Here is a 17,423-nt window from a genome sequence, read left to right on the forward strand (position 1 = left end):
TTAATGTATAAATCAACCTATATTCATAATGCGCTAGTGAGTGAGAATCCATTTCGCCAGAGACAATATCAAGCAGAAAATCTGCCAGATTTTAAAGAAGTTAAAAGCCTGCTTCCAAGTATTTCTTGGGAAGGGCATGAGGATTATATCGCATGCTATAATAGGGCTTGGGAGATTGCTTTTTCAAATTTATATCAGCCAACAGAAGAAAGTGGCTTTGTCAGTAACTTTATTGATACGGCTTACAATGGCAATATCTTTATGTGGGATTCTGCATTTATAATGATGTTTGGACTTTATGGCAGAAGGGCTTTTAATTTTCAAGGAACACTTGATAACTTTTATGCTAAACAGCACCCCGATGGATTTATCTGTCGCGAGATAAAAGCCAAAAATGGTGAAGATCAGTTTCACCGCTATGATCTAGTGAGCACAGGGCCTAATCTGCTTCCATGGGCTGAGTGGGTTTATTTTGAGCAAACAAAAGATCTCAGTCGTTTAGAAGCTGTGTTTCCTGTCCTTGTGGCATATCATCAATGGCTTAAGCACAATCGCACTTGGAAAGATGGCAGTTATTTTGCCAGTGGTTGGGCAACAGGAATGGATAACCAGCCTCGCTTAGAAAGAGGCTATCATTGGAATTTTAGTCATGGTCATATGAGCTGGTTGGATATGAACCTGCAACAGGTTTTATCAGGCAAAATCCTGATGAAAATGGGTGAAGTTATTGAGCGCTGGCAAGAGATTGAAGAGATTATCGATGAGACAGAATATCTGGAAAATTATGTCAATCAATACATGTATGATACAAAGAGTCACTTTTACTATGATCGATTAAAAAATGGCTCATTAAGCGATGTTAAATCAATTGGTGCGTACTGGGGGCTAGTCAGTGAAAGCTTTAGTCATGATAGAGTGAATAAACTTTGTGATTATTTGGAAGACCCTAAGGTGTTTAATCGACCGCATCGGGTCCCATCTTTATCGTATGATCATCCAAAATATCAAGAGTATGGGCGCTATTGGCAAGGTGGTGTATGGGCGCCAACAAATTATATGGTGCTAAAGGGGTTGGAGAAGTATAACAAGCAAAAGCTTGCCTTTAATATTGCGAAGAATCATCTTGATAATGTTGTTTCAATCTACAAAGAAACAGGCACATTATGGGAGAATTACTCTCCTGAATATATTGCACCGGCAAAGCCTGCAAAGCCAGATTTTGTTGGATGGAGCGGCATTATCCCGATCACTGTATTATTAGAAAATGTTTTTGGTATTCAGCCAGATGCACCAAATAATACAATCCATTGGCACATACAGTTGGACAATGATAGATTTTCAGTTGATAACTATCCCTTTGCGCTTGATAACACGCTGACATTGACTTGTAATAGCAAAAAACTAGTGGAGGATTTCCCAGAGGTTGAGGTGCGTTCAAAAAAACCATTAACTGTAAAGCTGTATTATCAGGGTAAGGAAAAGGTTATTGAAAGTAAATGTGTATAATCATACAAAAATTATTGTCAAGTTATAGAAATATAACTAAGGCAACCACCAGTGCTCGGGGATAAAGTTAAAATATCCTAGAGCCATAGCTTTGTCTACAAGTAACTTTTTGCTTTTCACGTTGAATTTAGCTCTCATATTTGCTATATGATATTCTACCGTTCTCACATTAAGCTTTAGGCGATTTGCAATTTCTTTAGAACTAAAGCCTCGCAATAGAAAAGCTAAGCAATCGAGATCTTGAGGTGAAAGTGCATATGAGTCATCATATGCAGTCTTTAATGTTAATAACCCTTGAGTTAAAACACCTTTCTTGTTACGAAATAAAGAGACTGCTGAATTTAACATGCTCGTGTTAACAAGATCTATGCCCTGATAGGCAATTCCAATAATATTGCCATATTGATCTTTTATAGGTTTACGAGGAGATAAATAAAAACAAAACTGCCCTGATGCTGAAGGTGCGCAGGTGAGAATAGAAAGTTTTTTACCTTCATGTATTATGTTTTTATTCTGTTCAATAAACTCTTCCGCTAGCTCTGAAGCACTGCTTTTAGTCGCCTCAGCTGTTTTTCCTAGTACATCATCTAAGCGCTTATATCCCATATGCTTAAGTACAGCATTATTTGCCAAAGTGATACGGCTTTGTGTATCCATAAACAAGGTAAGCGTTGAAAACTGATCTAGAAGTGATTTTTGTTCTTCCAGTAATTTTGGTTTGCTACTATTTATTATGTTATCTAAAAAAGTATTACTCATCTGTTTACTTACTATTTATAAAGTTCATTAGGTTAAAAATTTTCATGACTTTCTCTGAGTTATACAGATTCTGTCATTAGAGAAATATTCTTATTTTAGTGTGACTAAATTTATCAAAATTGTGATCAGGTCGCATAGATGCTTGTTTTGGTAGGTGGTTTTTTTCTAGTAAATTAAGCACAGTTCATTATAAATATACAAAGTAGGCAGCCAATATAGGCATCCTATGGGGGTGTATCATAATATAGTTTTACGATTTCTCATAGTAAAACATTAAAAATAAAACAAGTAGTAATGGGTCAATCATAGTGACACTCCAGATTTTGATATGTACGATTTTAAAATCCTTTGACTGTCTTTGCACATCATATAGCCATAGTAAATGAGTAGGATGGTCTCCTTGGCTTAAAGGGCTGTTAACTTTTGCAAAGCGGCCGTGATTTTTCAACGGAATGATAGAAAAGTTTCGATAGTCTTATAGTCCTGTATGGTGACTAGGTATATTAATTTGCAACCTATTTGTGAATTTAATTAGTACAAATTCAAGTTGAATACTTTGCAGATAGTAAATGATATTGGAGTATGGGGAATTATGGGGAAAGCTAGAATCATAATTACATTTGTAAGACTATGCATAGCATTATTATTAATTATAAGTATGTGTGAGGTTTCCTTTGCCTCAACTGCATCACAAGTTGTTTCAAGTATGTTCCCTCTGACACCAAATCAAATTGATGAGGTTAAGTCCGAAATTAAATCAAGACAGCAAGCAGCAGCAACGCCACCTTCTATGAATAATACAACAGGCGTTTCGCGTATTTTGGTAGCAAACACACAGCCAGGGTTTAGCTTTGCACCACCGAATATACGATTAGGTATTGGTGTTGTGACGACAGTTATATTTACTAATACCAAAGGAGTTATTTGGCCCGTTACGAGTTTTATTATTGGAGATAAAGAGAATTTTAACGTTACGTTTAACAAAGCTAATGGCATTTTAATGTTGCAATCACTTAAAGCTTATACAAACACAAATATGGCTGTGATGTTAAAAGGAAGAAAAACGCCAGTCACTGTGATGTTATTGTCAACCCAGAAAAAATGGGATTATGAAGTTTATATTCGCGTGCTTTCAGCAAAAGATAATCATTTTGACATTAAAGGTAGCACCTACCTAATTGATTTATTATCTGGTATTGCGCCGTCGGGAGCAAAACGGCTTAGTCTATCAGCAAATAGTATGAATGCACGCTTATGGGAATATCATGGTAATTACTTACTTTTAACGCGCTCAGTTCTTATTTCACCGTCTTATATTCACCACATAGAAGACAATACACTAGGGCAGATAAATGTTTATGAAATTGCTAAGACACCAGTCATTATTTTATCAGGGGGAAAAGGCATGCAAAAAGTGATGGTTAAAGATGATAGCTAGTATATTAAAGCAGCTTAAAAACCATCCTAGGTTACGTATTTTCATTATTTTTACATTACTTGTGGTCATATCTATCTTGGCGCTAAAAGCCTGTTCTAATACAAGTAAAACATATTTACAATCATCTGTTGTTGGGAGTGACTTAAATACAGATTATCAAAGTAGTCAGCAGAATGATAATTACCAAAGATTAGTTAAACAAGAAATAGAAAAAAAACGTCAACAAGCAATCAATCAAAATGGCAGCTACATAGAGGATATTTATAATACCAACCACCAACGACTTACTCAAAATACAAACCAAAAAGCTACTGCTAATATAGCCATGAGGCAATTGAATCAGAGTGAAAGGCTTACTTCTCCAAGGGAGTTTTATAAGCAACAGTTAAATGAAAATAATCAATTATCATCAAATAATCAAAAAAGTGTTCCGATACAAGATTTGCAAAAAAATATGGGCTTATTGCTTAAATCATGGTCTAAAGCACCAACGATGCAGAAAATTCAAGTTGAGTCACTAAATGATTTAGCAGCAGGCTCAGGTGATGCTATGAAGCCAGTTATGATTAAAGCTGGAACTGTCTTGATTGGCGTGATTGATACTGCACTTGATTCTGATCAGTCAGGTACACCAGTTTTGGCACATATTGTGGTCGGTAAGTATAAAGGTGCAAAGCTTTTGGGAAGCTTTGCACGTCAGGATGATAAGTTAGTGATTCAATTTAACACTTTGGCAATGAAAACGATGAGCCGTAGTATTAGTATTCGTGCTTATGCTGTCGATCAGTCAACTGCTCAATCAGGGCTGGCCACAAGCGTGAATCATCATTATTTGCTTCGTTATGGTAGTCTTTTTGCCGCTTCTTTTTTACAAGGTTTTGGTACTTATTTCTCTAATACGCAAAATAGATGTATTGGGATTGAGATAGGAGGAAAGCCTATTTGTTTTAACGATAATCGCCAGAGTTACAATGCCACAGATGCAATGCGATCAGCTGCGTTTTCTGGATTGGGGCAAATTGGAACAGCATTAAGTAGTTCGGTAGCAAAACAATTTAATCGTCCACCAACTGTAAAATTATCACAAGGCTCAGCAATCGGAGTTTTGTTTATGCAAGATGTTTAGGAAGCTAAAAATGAGTGAACATGAATTTCTAGATAATTATCAAGAGTCTGATTATAAACCTAAGAGTGATCAGTCAAAAACAGATCATAAGGAAAAAGCGGGCGATGAGAAGGGAAAAGCATTTGGCTTTAAATTCGAGAAAATTTACATAGGGTATGCTATCGCAGCAGCTGTGTTTGTTTATGGCATTTATATTATAGTAAACTCGTTAATGGCAAGTTCTAGTACAGAGACCCCTAACATACAAAAAACTCCTATCACACAACTCTCATCAAGACATTTTACTCCTATCAAACAAAAAACTGATATGAGGTTCCAACAAGACCAACAGCAAATAGAAAGGCTTAATAAGTCCATGATAGTCAACCAACAGCAGTTGAAAAAAATGGAGGAAGCACTTAATAAGCAAACCCAGATATTACAAAAGTGGTCAGAGAGTTTTAATCATTTAGATAAGAGTGTTATCGCATTGGAGGCGGCAATAAAAACTTATTTTAATAAAGCAGATAGAGGTGATTTAAGTTCGCTCAAAAGCTTATCAAATGAATTAAGAACTGAAATTAATGGTCTAAAAATGCAGAGGTTAAGCTTGATGAACCAATGGCAGCTAACCGCCGTGGTTGGTGATGTTGCATGGTTGGAGAATAAAAAAGGTCAATCAATCACCGTGCATGTAGGGTCAGTTTTACAGGGCTATGGGAAAGTAACTCGTGTGGATGATGAAAGTGGTCAGGTTTTTACATCATCTGGTTTTATTTTTGATTGATGAGGTAGTTAGGATGGAGTTTATTTATAGTACTTGGGAAGGAATGTTTGCTTGGCTGAATAAATTAGCTAAGAAAAATGCATCTCAGTACTGCGAGCTTGAAAGTGCATATGACGATATCACTTTGATTAATAAGGATGGCAGTTTATCAACTGTATTTGAAGTTTGTGGTGTATCTCAAATGGTTAGTGAAGAAGAGTATCTTGATATAAGTGATAGGTTGACTTTAATCTTTTCACCCTTATTGAAGAGAAAGGGGATGATACTTAAGTGTTTTTTTCGCTATGACGATGCGATGACTAAAGAGGATATTAATAAAATACTTTCACCGGCAAAAGCTTGTGCTAAAAGAGTAGATCTTGATTTTAAAACATTATTTTCATATCAGGAAAAAAGTTTGTCAAAACGCTTAACTACTGAAAAATGCTACCTTGTGCTTTGGACTTCGCCACAGATAATTAGCTCCTTTGAACGTAAAACAGCCTACAAAGAGAAAGGGAAAAAATTCAAAAATAAGTCACTTAAAATTTCAGCTTCTGCACAGCACTTCTTGCACGTTTTAAGAGAGGTACAAATACAACATATTGCAGCTATTGATACAATTATAGATGCAATGAAAATGCTTAAGATAAGACTTGAGGTTCAAAGTGTTCATGAGGCATTAGCGATTATAAAGCATCAGCTTTTCCCTATAACAGCTGATGATTGGCAAGCAGCTTTGCCTTGCGATGCAATTTACCCTAAAGCAAGCACAAATGAGTGGAGTAAATGGTTATGGCCAAGTTTATCTGATCAGTTGATGGATGAGCCAGCGGAAAATGTGAACTTATCGGAGTGCATTATCGGAGAGTATCGTTATGCGCCGATAAGCATGATACTTTTTCCTAAAAATATTCAGCCATTTTATAGACTTTTTAGCTCACTTAGGGAGTGTGATATTCCTTGGCAGTGTAGCTTCACTTTATTAGCAAATGGCGTGAAAATCAGTCAGTCAAAGGCGTTGATTGCACAGTTTCTCACTTTTAGTAGCCATGAAAATAAACTAATTATGAATGCACATAAGCTGCTAAAGCATATTAATGAAAATAGTGATAAGCCAGTTGTGAGTTTATCTATTAGCTTTATGACATGGGCAAAAGAAGATGATGTAACACTTTTGAAAAAAAGAAAGGCTGCAATTATCCGTGCGGTTCAATCTTGGGGAGGATCTCAGGTAACACAAAGCTTTGGTGACCCTTTTGATATTGTAATGGGTCAAATGGTTGCAATGAAGCCATCTGTTTTTCCAGGTGCTGTTGGTGCCCCAATATTAGATGCGATCAAGCTAATGCCTTTTTTTAGACCTGCTTGTGTTTGGGATCAAGGGTCGGTGGTATTTAGTACACCTGATGGTAAAGCGTGGCCCTATCAAAGTGGTTCTTGCAAGCAAGTCAGTTGGGTTGAGCTTATTTATGCACGTTCAGGCTCGGGAAAGTCTGTGTTACTAAATAGCTTAAATTTAGCGGCTTGTTTGTCTCAAGGAATAGATGCGCTGCCTTATATTACGATATTAGATATTGGCAGCTCAGCTAAAGGCTTAGTAGATTTAATTAAGTCTACTTCAAATATTCAAGATGTTGCTGAGTTTTATCGTTTTCAATTTAGTGTTGAGGATGCGATTAATCCTTTTGATACACATTTAGGTGCGCGTTTCCCAAGTAGTAGTCATAGAGCATTTTTAACGAACTTTTTAATGGTATTGATGCTAGAGAACTTATCTTATACTCTGCCTGAGGGTATGGAGACAATGTTAACATTGGTTTTGGATAAATTATATACACGATTTACTGATAATGAAGAGCCTAAATTATATCAACAAGGGATAGACACAAACATAGATGAGCTGGTTCAAAAATATTTTCATGCCCAGCGACCAAGTACATGGTGGCAAGTGGTAGATAAGTTATTTGATCAAGGCGATACGATAGGTGCGTCTATTGCGCAAAGGTATGCAATGCCCTTATTGAGTGATTTAATTATATCTGTCAATCATTCTAGCATTCTTGATTTATATCAAAACGTTGAAGTTGGAAATGGGGAAAACTTTATCAGCTATTTTTGTCGTAATATTACAACGTCGATTAAGCGTTTTCCTGCAATTAACATCCCTACAAGCCTTTCAGTGCGTGCAAAAATTGCTGTTTTTGATTTAATGTCTGTTATGTCTTCAGCTTCTTCATCAGACGAGCGTGTTGGCGTTTTGGCATATATGATAGTGCGTCATGCAACATCGAACTATTTTTTTATTAATGCGAAAGATTTAACCTATTTAGATAGCCGATATATAGACTTTCATGCTGTGGCACTTAAGGCACAGCTAAATATCCCTAAGCGAATTGTTTTTGATGAGTTCCATCGCTGTAATAGTTGCGCCCCAATTGTAAGACAGGTCATTACAGACATGCGAGAGGGAAGAAAGCAGAATGTCCAAATTACGCTTGCCTCACAATCTGTTGATGATTTTAGTGATATGATGCTAAGCTTCGCGACCTCTATTTTTATATTAAGCGGAGGTAATCAAGGGGAATTAAATAAAATTGTTAATACATTTGGGCTAAATAATACAGAAAAGCATGCTTTAAAGACTTATGTCCATGGACCCAGTAGGCAGGGCATGAATTTCATTGGACAGTTTTATACAACTAATGGTATTTCAACTCAGTTATTAAATTTATCACTTAGTGCTTATGAACTATGGATCTTCACTACAACAGCTGAAGATGTATATCTTAGAGATTTACTGATTGAAAAGATAGGATTTAATCAAACTTTGCAACATCTTGCGGATGCTTTTCCTTTTGGATCGGCAAAGTCTTATGTTGCTTTGGAGCTTAAGAAAAACCCCGAGCTGACAATGAAACAAGTTTTAGATCAATATGTTAAAGCAGCAGTTGGGAGTGAGGATATTACACATGAGTGAACAAATAAATAACGACTTTCAAAACGAGATTGTAAGCTATTGGCAGCGCTTTAAAAATACAGCTCTTAATGAACTTATGATGGCTTATGATGCTAAAGAGTTACAAACAAATAATATTATACTGTCTAAAAATTTCTATGATGATCTTGAGCGTTTTTGTATTGCATTATCCCAATTGCCAGCCAAAGAAGAATATCTTCAGGAAACACTTGGCATCTGTAAGAAACTGCCGACAAGTATCGTGATGTATATGATGCAAAACCTTCACCAAAGAAATGGTGGTTTTTTTCAGAAAATGTATCAAAAAATGAGTGAGGAAGGTCAATATCAAACGCTCAAATCCAGATGCAAAAGCTTTGAGAAAAATGTCACGCTAGCAAGAGTATTTAGTGAGCTTAGAGTGGAAATTATGGGGGAAATTATGGATGACTTACAAAGAGAGGCCTTATGAATCAAAAAGCACTTAAGGCAGTGGTTGAAAAATCATTCTTCTATAAGCAAAATTTTAGAGCATTAATTCGAATACTCACAATTAGTATTGTTTTAAACATTATTTTGCTTATTAGTTTTGTATTATTTCTGGGGAAACAGAAGGAGCAATTTTTGGCTGTTAATACACAAGGGCAAGTATTAGCACTTAAAACAAGCAAAATGCCCAATATTACTCAAAGCATGCTAATTAACTGGGTGGCTTTAAATATAACAAGGCTCTATGCGCTAGATTTTTTGAACTATAAACAACAGATGTTATCAACGCGCATACTGTTTACAAATAGTGGCTGGAAATCATTTAATGTCGCTTTTACGCCGATTGTTGACAAAATTGTTAAAGAAAAGATTGTTCAGTCCTCTGTGCTTGAAGGTCCGCCAGTAGTTACCGCTGTTGGTTTAGTTTCTGGTATACGAAGTTGGAAGTTACAGGTTCCACTTTTGATTAATTTCAATAAAGGAGAAATATCAGGGAATCTAAAAGCAATCGTTGAGCTGACAGTTGAAGCAACAAGAAGTGGCAATAATCTTTTTGCTATTTCACAGATTATTCAAGTGAATCAATAAAGTTGGAGGTGGGGTGTGGCGCATAAAAAGAAAAAAGAGTATTTCAAACGAACGAAGAAGATGTTCTTATTAAATGCCATCTACCGTCAGCAAAGATATATTTTTCGTACTATTTATAATATTTTTCATTTGAATAAACCCAAATCTAATATGCGCTTTGAAGAGCTAGAGAACATTGGAGTTGATAAGAAAAAGCAGCAGATGCTCCAGAAAAAATTTCGTTTTCTTTGCAATGTTTTTTTATTTTTAGCTTGGCTTGATGGTCTTTATATATTCTATCTGTTTATTCATGGCAATATTCTAGTCGCTTTTGTGGCATTTAGTGTTTTACTGATGCTATTAGCGCATGCATTTAAATTCCATTTTTGGCAATACCAGTTAAAAACGCAAAAGCTGGGTTGTACATTTAAAGAGTGGTTTAGAGATACCTTTTCACTTAAAGAAAAAGGGAGAGAAGAGTAATGGCAGTGACAGAAAGCTGGAGTGCATGGGATATTTTAACGCAAATCTTCAGTGTTAGCATACCGTCAGATGCTCTGATTGGAAGTAGCAACGATACAGCAATACGAACACTGTTATACTATTTTAACAGTGGTATTTTAATGGCTGTCATTGCTATTTATGCCTTTGTATTAGTCATTGGGACAATTAATACTGCTCGAGATGGGGTGTTTTTGGGTAAAAACTGGAGTACACATTGGATTTCTTTACGTGTTATTCTTGGCTCTGCTTGTGCATTTCCTCTAAAGTCTGGATTTTGTATCGCACAGTATCTGGTGTTTTTAATGGTTGCTGTCAGTATCAACTTTGCCAATTACGTGTGGGATATGACAAATCATGATATTAAGGAGAATAATATTCCTGCTATTATGGGTGTTGATATTGTTAATGGACTTAAAACCAATATGGCCGCATATTTATTAGCAAACCATACTAACCATATTTTGCTAGAAAATGGTGGTTGTAATAATAAAGCAAATGGTGGCACAGATGAGAAATTATGCCATTCAACTATTGACTCAGATGCTGATCAGATGACGGTAGCTATAGCGGGAAAAGAGATTGCCAATAACATTCAATCCGTTGGATTAAGCACAGTCGACCCTTTTTTTAAAAAAATAAATAATAGAGGTCAAACTGAGATTAACCTTGCAGTGATAGACTATCTAAAGCAGGGCATGCTTTCTTGGACAAATGTTTTTGGGAGTAGTTATAACCAGACTCGCGTTACAAACATTATTAATCAGTATCAGTTTAGTGTGCCTAATACAGCTCCGGATACAACTGAGGTGTCAGGTGCGCTAGCAGCGTATTGTAAACAAGGGGAGGCTTGTGAACTGATTCCATTAATTGCAAATACAGAGCTTGATTATTCAGCTAGATTTCCTGAATTTTCAAGTACAGCGCCCAAAGTCCCTACGCTGGATGCAATTTCATCAGCAATTTTAAAGGGACTTAAAAATCAGCTTGAGGATCAGGAACAGCAGTTAAGCGTGGATAGCAATAATTTAGATAAAAATAACGATTGGTGGAATGCAGATCAGCAGTATTTTACACTTGATAATACATTAGCAGAGAATTTAAGTGCATTTTATAGTAACTTTGCGATTTTTAATCGCATGATGCAAGGTAGTACAAATAGTGTCATTCAGCTGCATAAAAGTGGTGTGTCACTTGAATATATTTATCAAACACATGATGTCGATACACTTTCAAAAAAAGCAGGCTCAGGGGATTTGCATTATCGTGTCACGCCAAGCCCTTCAGATAAGGTGCAAACGACTGAACTACTACCTATCCATGTTTTACCAGATGCAAAAGCAGATAAAGTCGTTGCATATAAGATGGATAAATTCATCCAGAAATTCCAACATATCTTAACGGAAGCAAAAGTGAATTGCAGTGAGTTGTCTAAAGGACTATATCCACATACCAATAAAGACGACAGCTGTAAAACGTTGATAGAAAACATAATTCCTTCCTCCTTGCCAGCCGGCCTTGGGAAATATTTTATTATTATAGATGCTGCGTTTAATGGTAATAATATAGAAAATGAAGCCAAAGAAGTGACAGAGCTTCTTTATCTAATGCGCTTTTTTCAAATAAACAAAGTGAGTTTTGCTCATGGTGGTAACATGGTTACTAATGTTGCAGAGCCTGCCCAATTATTTTTAAATGAAATTTTTAGCAAGCTCTCGATTAGCTCAGGTGCAAGCAGTATCTTAAGCCAAATCTATAACTTTGGCGATAGTGCTACGGGTGATTCATCCCAGCATTACTCAATGATTCGCGAGCTTCAAGGCTTAGGGAAGTCAATTATTAAAATGACAATTGATTCTCTTAGAGATGTTACAGGAAAGATATGGCGCCACACTGCAGGAGAGATAGCGACAGTAATGGCTGTACAAACAGCAACCTCAGCGCTTGCACTTGCATCGTCAGTTATTCCGTGGATATCGACAGGGCCAACAATTGCATTAGTTGGAAATGCAGCCCTGCAAGTCCTAATATCTGCACAAATGCTTGCTCTATCAGCATCATTGGTATGGCTCCCTTTGGTTTTTTTTGTCTTGATGGCGTTATTTGGAATAGGTGTGCTATTTGCACTTGTTATACCAATGACACCCTTTATTTTATTTTGGGCAGGAAAAATGGCATGGCTGCTTCTTGTCATTGAAGCATTAGTTGCCGCCCCCATTGTTGCGCTTGGTATTGTCTATCCCGAAGGCCACGAAGTATTTGGTAAGGCAGAGTCAGGGGTACAAATTATGCTAAGCTTGGTGTTAAGACCTGTTCTCATGATTGTCGGCATTATTACCGCGATGGTTTTAACCTACGTTATTATTAGTGCATCGGCAAAAGGGTTCCATGTTGTTGCAACACAATTAAGTAGTATGCATGGTGCATCCAATGATAGTTATGTGACAGGTTCATTTAATTTACTACTGGTTTTAATGTATGCCACTTTTCTTTCAATGGCATTTTATAAATGCTTTTCTTTAATTTATATTCTCCCTGATAAAATTTTAATGTGGATTGGGGGAGGGCAAAATGAACGTGCTGGTGCTGAGGAGATGCAAGAGATAAAGTCAACAACTTCTCAGCAAGCCCAGTCGATGGCGAGCTCAGCAACCCAGACAGTAGATAAATATGCAAAACAAAGTGGTGACATTGCAAAGGAATCACAAAACTCAGGAGCTTCAACTTCTCAAGCTGCTGGACAAATCGATAAAGATAGAAGAGCAGATAAAAGTAAGAATAATCGGGCTCCAAGGGCTCAAATTGATGATAATTAAGGAGGATATATTGATAAGTCGCAGTTCTTTTTATCTAGTTAGAATATTTTTTTTGCTTTGTTGTATTCCCGTGTTGGGATTTTCAGAAGCAGGTATATATATGCAGATTACAAACTCATGTAATTATCCTATTACTTATCAGTATAAGGGCAAGAGCGAGGAATCTTATCACTCTGATCCTAGTATTAATATAGAGCAAGGTAAGACGCAAAAAATTTATTTTTCAGATTATAAAGAACCGAAAAAAGAATATTATGATATTATATTTAAAGTTAAAGATTCGAGTGTGGCGGTAGGCGGATTTGAAATACGCTTGTATAGCACTCGTGGTGGCGTAAGAAATCATATGGAAATATCACAAGTAACAGGAAATGTTATGCTGTCTGATACTGAAAATCATTGGAATAATAGAGTAGGAAATACTCCTGATCTTCTTATTGCATCTTGCCCTTTTTCAGCGAATGCAATTGGTTTGGGAGAAGTAACCGTACAAAGACGAGGAAGTATGTATACGTATACTTTCAGTGTAAACCCAGGGCGTTGTACAATTAATAATGATACTAAGGAAGTTCAGTGTACAGGTAATATTGGCTATAAATATATGAATAACTCAGTAACATTTTTTTGTCAAAGAACCAGTGTTGGAAATCCAAGTTGTCCTTGGGTAGAGCTAGACAGCGATACTAATGATTTTAATATTTTTTAAATACTTTTCTGAGGTATTTAGTTTGGCTTGATATTTAATTCTATATTTGACTACATATTGATCGTATATTGGTGTTTTTTTCACTAGAAACAATAAAATCTTAGACAGAATGATGATAAAAATATTCATTTATCCGTCTTCACAATAAGTTTTTTTTAAACTGAGTCCTGCAAGTAAACTGTGTAATGAAGAACTCCTGATATACGTCATTAATTTGAAAGTCAGGAGTTCTATAACCAAAGGAAATATAACTATGAATAAGAAGTTTTTATTGACAAGCTTAATTAGCTTATCATTGCATTCCTTAGCAATCGCAAATATCTCAAAATCAGAGATAACGATGCCAATTAAAATATCAAATGATCTTCCAAATTCAATCATTTATCCTTATATCACAGGAGATAGTACATGTATGCCAAAAGCATTACAAAAAGGGATTTTGCCAGGAAGTTCTCACACGTTTGAACTTACACAAACTTGCTGGAAAGCAGGGCGTGTCTATATATCAGATAGAGCAGATGTCGTGAATCAGTCAAAGAAACTTGGAGGAAGGTATCAACTTGTTGAATATACCTTTACAAATAATGCTCAAGGGACAGCTCCAATGGTTGATTATGATTTTTCAGCAGTTGACTCACTTAATACTATTTCTTTAGCAGTTGAGGCTATTGGTAGTACAAAAGGGGAAACATTTGGTTGGGTTGGGATGCCATCAAGTATAGAAAAATTACAATTACAAAGTAAAATAGATACATTTTCACTTCAAACAGGTTGGCCTAAGTTTACAGGTAACGAATCAAAAATTCCAAGCGGATATAACTTGTTTGCTTTGACCTTAGATTCTGATCTACCACAGGCAAAGGCAAATTTACTTAGGCAAAGGCTAATTAGTCGTTGGTTATATTGGTATGATACAAGTTCTAGTGAAATTTGCTTTAATAATCCTCATGGGCGCTCTTTTTCAGAGTGCAAAGCGTTTGCAGATTCGGTTAAAGCCGTCATGAATGCCTTTAAGCAAAATGCAAATGAAAATGGTGTGCATAACCCTTCTGATGCAGATTTAATTAAACATATTATTGGTTATGTTAACTTTGCTCCAGATGGTAAGAATTGGGCATATTTAACACATGATATTGGTAGTAAAGTTATTGGGTTATTACGTGGTGTTGCTGACAAAAATGATGGGATATTACATAAAAAATATTTATTTCCAGCTTACGATAGTAACTATAACCTTAACCCATACGTTACTTTTATTCATGGACAAAAAGCATTAAATTTGCAAGTCTATGCATTTTCTATTGATGACTCAATTGGCAATATACAGGTTAAAGACTTTAGAGGAATGCAAATTGACGTTGGGGGTACTAAACAGCTGCCAGATACGAGACATTATACGCGTCCAAAGGAGCCACTTGATAGTAAGTATCATATTATTCCAGGAGGAGGCTGGGGGGTAACAACGGGTGTTATTTGTGGATTAAAGCAAACTTATAAACCAGGTGAGCCTGCTTTAGCTGCTCTTTTTAATAATGCAAACGAGTGTAATGTGACACTTACAAATCCAGACACCACATTTAGTTTGAGAAAAATGACAAGTGGGGCACTTAGATTAGAGAATTGTCATGGAGCAGTTTGTGATAATATTACCGTTAATCAAACTTCAGTCAATCTTCCAGGAGGTAGTAGTAAACCTGTGAATACTGATTATCATATATATGTTGGCGCGGGTTGGGGGCTGACTACGGGATTTGCTTGTCAGCAACCTGTTTCTTATCAGCTTGGTAAACCCGCTATTGATATTCTATTCAATAGAAACAAAAGCTGTTTTGTAACGTTATATAGTCCGGGAGTCTCTTTTAATCTGAATAGAGATCAAAATGGCAATTTAGTTTCCTCTAACTGTAAAAATAAAGGTCAAGCTGACATTTGCTCTATGATCCATTTTGGAGACAAAAATATTAATTTACCAGGGGCTCCAGCTTAAAAAGTTAATGTGGTCTAGTATTCTGTAACATATCTTACGTACACAATAAGTGCATAAGAATTAGAATCTATAGGGCGTAATGCCTATTAAAGAAGTGCTGCATTAGTAGTGGATTCTTTAGGAGGTTCTTTTGTCAAACCAAAGCGTTTATCAAGGAGGGATAAACTTGTTTCATTTAACCATTGTCCTAAATTAAAATAACGTGCCAGTGTAACAAAATCATAGACCTCAAAGTCAGTATAAAGCCCTTGGATAATGTTTCGAACGGTTGATTCTGCGCGAAATATATAATTAGCGATCTCAAGGTTACTTACGCCCCTACAGCGTAAGCTCAGTACGTAGAATTTTAATAAAGAGAGCTTTACCGGGCGAAAATAGTTTAAAATAATCAGGTTTTTACCATCCCAAACAGTCGGTGATTCATGGAGTTTAAAGAAAAACCCTTTGATATAAATATCATCTTGATTAACATAGTGGCGTGTTGTAATAATAGGCTGTATGCCAACATCATTGAAATAAAATAACTCTTTATGAATTGATATTCCCTTAAATAGATGAACTTCTCGCTCTCCAATGGAATAGAGTTTGTGAAAAGGTCTAAGTTCACTGATTTCAACCTCCTGACGTCCAATCACTCTGTCAATATTTTTATGGCCAAGGTACTTTAGATATACATCATTAATATTAATAAGTCTTCCATGTGCATCTTTCTCGAAGTAAGCAAATTTTGAACACATATACCGATTACTCCCCAAGTATCAAATTGATTTTCCGTTAACCTTGTAGAGTATAACAAGAGAAAATACAGCTTTGTAAGTCAGGAAAATTACAAAAAATATGGATTTTACTTGTCTGTATAACGGGGCCTGTCATAGTGATAGAAAGCTTGCTATGCTTGAGTATAGAGCGATGAAACTATGTGAAGGAGAGAAAATGGAGCAACGTATTTATAAAAGAATAAACTGGGTAATAATCATGGCTGCAGCTGTTGCATTAACAGGCTGCTCAATCTTATCACCAATCAAGCTTGAACCTAAAGCAAGTATGATTGAAATTTCAAAAAATAAACCAAAAGAAAAGTGTCGGTATATCGCGCCAATTGAAGCTGTCGATAGTTGGTTGTTTAGAGATATGTTTACCTCCAATGATAATCAGGTTCAATCTGCCTATAGTTTGCTTAGAAATAGAGCACAGACACTTAATGCAAATTATGTTCAGGTCTTGCATTATGAGTATCGCCAAAGCAGTTTGCTTGGAATCTTTGAGTTTACAAGAATGCCTGCGCTATCTGCCGTGGCTTATAGATGTTCACAATAAAAGGTCACTATGACTCGCAGTTTGTCTGGTCATCCAAAGTATGATTCCAATAACAGCAATTTTTTATACCACTGTACCTAGTTGGGCATTTTCATGTTTTATGGCTTTGACATCGGGTGTCATAAAATATTAGGGTAAAAATAACAATCGATCCTTATGGAGATGTTATTTTATCTTGAGGGAGCTTCCTCGAAATTTAATACTGGTTATCTTTTATAAAACACTAAGATTATTAAAAATTTGGTAGTGTTTTACTTTGTCTTAACTCCGTGTAAAATGCTCAATCAAAAATGGCAAAAATTGACGTTACTTGCAGGCTATGTAAATCCAATAATACAGTAAAGGCTGGTAGGCATAGGATAAAGTCAAACCCTGAGGGAGTTCAGAAGTATAAATGCCAAGATTGTGGCAAATACTTTCAGCTTGAATATAAAGCAAAAGGCAGGCTTCCTGAGACAAAAGAAAAGATTATTGATATGTGCAACAATGGTAGTGGTATTCGTGATA

General features: G+C 36.0%; 15 protein-coding genes. 13 read left to right on the forward strand and 2 right to left on the reverse strand.

Features of this window, described 5'->3' with window-relative positions:
* Positions 1 to 3 precede the first annotated feature (3 nt).
* On the forward strand, positions 4 to 1,506 hold the full coding sequence (locus A37Q_RS15430) for an MGH1-like glycoside hydrolase domain-containing protein (RefSeq protein WP_018300565.1): 1,503 nt from the start codon (positions 4 to 6) through the stop codon (positions 1,504 to 1,506).
* 36 nt (positions 1,507 to 1,542) lie between these two features.
* On the opposite strand, the gene A37Q_RS0112210 is transcribed toward A37Q_RS15430, so the two are convergent.
* Positions 1,543 to 2,265 carry a helix-turn-helix domain-containing protein gene (locus A37Q_RS0112210; protein ID WP_018300566.1) on the reverse strand — a complete coding sequence of 241 codons (723 nt, stop codon included), beginning with the start codon at positions 2,263 to 2,265 and terminating at the stop codon, positions 1,543 to 1,545.
* Between the two features lie 592 nt (positions 2,266 to 2,857).
* Between A37Q_RS0112210 and A37Q_RS0112215 the strand changes: the two genes are divergently transcribed.
* From A37Q_RS0112215 to A37Q_RS0112260, 10 genes are all read left to right on the forward strand, one after another.
* The gene (locus tag A37Q_RS0112215; protein ID WP_018300567.1) at positions 2,858 to 3,703 is read left to right on the forward strand and encodes a DotH/IcmK family type IV secretion protein; all 846 of its coding nucleotides are present in this window, start codon (positions 2,858 to 2,860) and stop codon (positions 3,701 to 3,703) included.
* A complete protein-coding gene (locus A37Q_RS15970) occupies positions 3,693 to 4,829 on the forward strand; it encodes a TrbI/VirB10 family protein (RefSeq protein ID WP_018300568.1) in 1,137 nt (378 codons plus the stop codon). Before A37Q_RS0112215 ends, A37Q_RS15970 begins: the two co-directional genes overlap by 11 nt.
* 10 nt (positions 4,830 to 4,839) lie before the next feature.
* Positions 4,840 to 5,595 (forward strand): hypothetical protein, encoded by a 756-nt coding sequence (locus tag A37Q_RS0112225; RefSeq protein WP_018300569.1) that lies wholly within the window; start codon positions 4,840 to 4,842, stop codon positions 5,593 to 5,595.
* 13 nt (positions 5,596 to 5,608) lie between these two features.
* A complete protein-coding gene (locus A37Q_RS0112230) occupies positions 5,609 to 8,554 on the forward strand; it encodes a hypothetical protein (RefSeq protein ID WP_154648697.1) in 2,946 nt (981 codons plus the stop codon).
* The gene (locus A37Q_RS0112235; protein ID WP_018300571.1) at positions 8,547 to 9,005 is read left to right on the forward strand and encodes a type IVB secretion system protein IcmW; all 459 of its coding nucleotides are present in this window, start codon (positions 8,547 to 8,549) and stop codon (positions 9,003 to 9,005) included. The genes A37Q_RS0112230 and A37Q_RS0112235 overlap by 8 nt, the downstream gene beginning before the upstream one ends.
* Positions 9,002 to 9,610 (forward strand): DotI/IcmL family type IV secretion protein, encoded by a 609-nt coding sequence (locus tag A37Q_RS0112240; RefSeq protein WP_018300572.1) that lies wholly within the window; start codon positions 9,002 to 9,004, stop codon positions 9,608 to 9,610. The genes A37Q_RS0112235 and A37Q_RS0112240 overlap by 4 nt, the downstream gene beginning before the upstream one ends.
* A gap of 15 nt (positions 9,611 to 9,625) precedes the next feature.
* Positions 9,626 to 10,072 (forward strand): hypothetical protein, encoded by a 447-nt coding sequence (locus A37Q_RS15975; protein WP_018300573.1) that lies wholly within the window; start codon positions 9,626 to 9,628, stop codon positions 10,070 to 10,072.
* Complete coding sequence (locus A37Q_RS0112250; protein WP_018300574.1) at positions 10,072 to 12,906, forward strand: DotA/TraY family protein; 2,835 nt, start codon at positions 10,072 to 10,074, stop codon at positions 12,904 to 12,906. The genes A37Q_RS15975 and A37Q_RS0112250 overlap by 1 nt, the downstream gene beginning before the upstream one ends.
* Before the next feature lie 10 nt (positions 12,907 to 12,916).
* On the forward strand, positions 12,917 to 13,612 hold the full coding sequence (locus tag A37Q_RS0112255; protein WP_154648698.1) for a hypothetical protein: 696 nt from the start codon (positions 12,917 to 12,919) through the stop codon (positions 13,610 to 13,612).
* Positions 13,613 to 13,865: 253 nt separating this feature from the next.
* Positions 13,866 to 15,599, forward strand: coding sequence for a hypothetical protein (locus tag A37Q_RS0112260; RefSeq protein WP_018300576.1), 1,734 nt, complete (start codon positions 13,866 to 13,868; stop codon positions 15,597 to 15,599).
* Between the two features lie 86 nt (positions 15,600 to 15,685).
* Here A37Q_RS0112260 and A37Q_RS0112265 read toward each other — a convergent pair whose 3' ends face one another.
* Complete coding sequence (locus A37Q_RS0112265) at positions 15,686 to 16,336, reverse strand: helix-turn-helix domain-containing protein (RefSeq protein ID WP_018300577.1); 651 nt, start codon at positions 16,334 to 16,336, stop codon at positions 15,686 to 15,688.
* 196 nt (positions 16,337 to 16,532) lie between these two features.
* Here A37Q_RS0112265 and A37Q_RS15445 point away from each other — a divergent pair, with 196 nt between their 5' ends.
* Both A37Q_RS15445 and A37Q_RS0112275 read left to right on the forward strand, forming a co-directional pair.
* Positions 16,533 to 16,916 carry a DUF4156 domain-containing protein gene (locus tag A37Q_RS15445; protein ID WP_035405305.1) on the forward strand — a complete coding sequence of 128 codons (384 nt, stop codon included), beginning with the start codon at positions 16,533 to 16,535 and terminating at the stop codon, positions 16,914 to 16,916.
* A gap of 290 nt (positions 16,917 to 17,206) precedes the next feature.
* Positions 17,207 to 17,423: IS1/IS1595 family N-terminal zinc-binding domain-containing protein (locus tag A37Q_RS0112275; RefSeq protein ID WP_018300579.1), on the forward strand; the 217-nt coding region annotated here is incomplete at its 3' end.

The organism is Fangia hongkongensis FSC776 = DSM 21703 (genome assembly GCF_000379445.1).
Lineage (GTDB): Bacteria > Pseudomonadota > Gammaproteobacteria > Francisellales > Francisellaceae > Fangia > Fangia hongkongensis.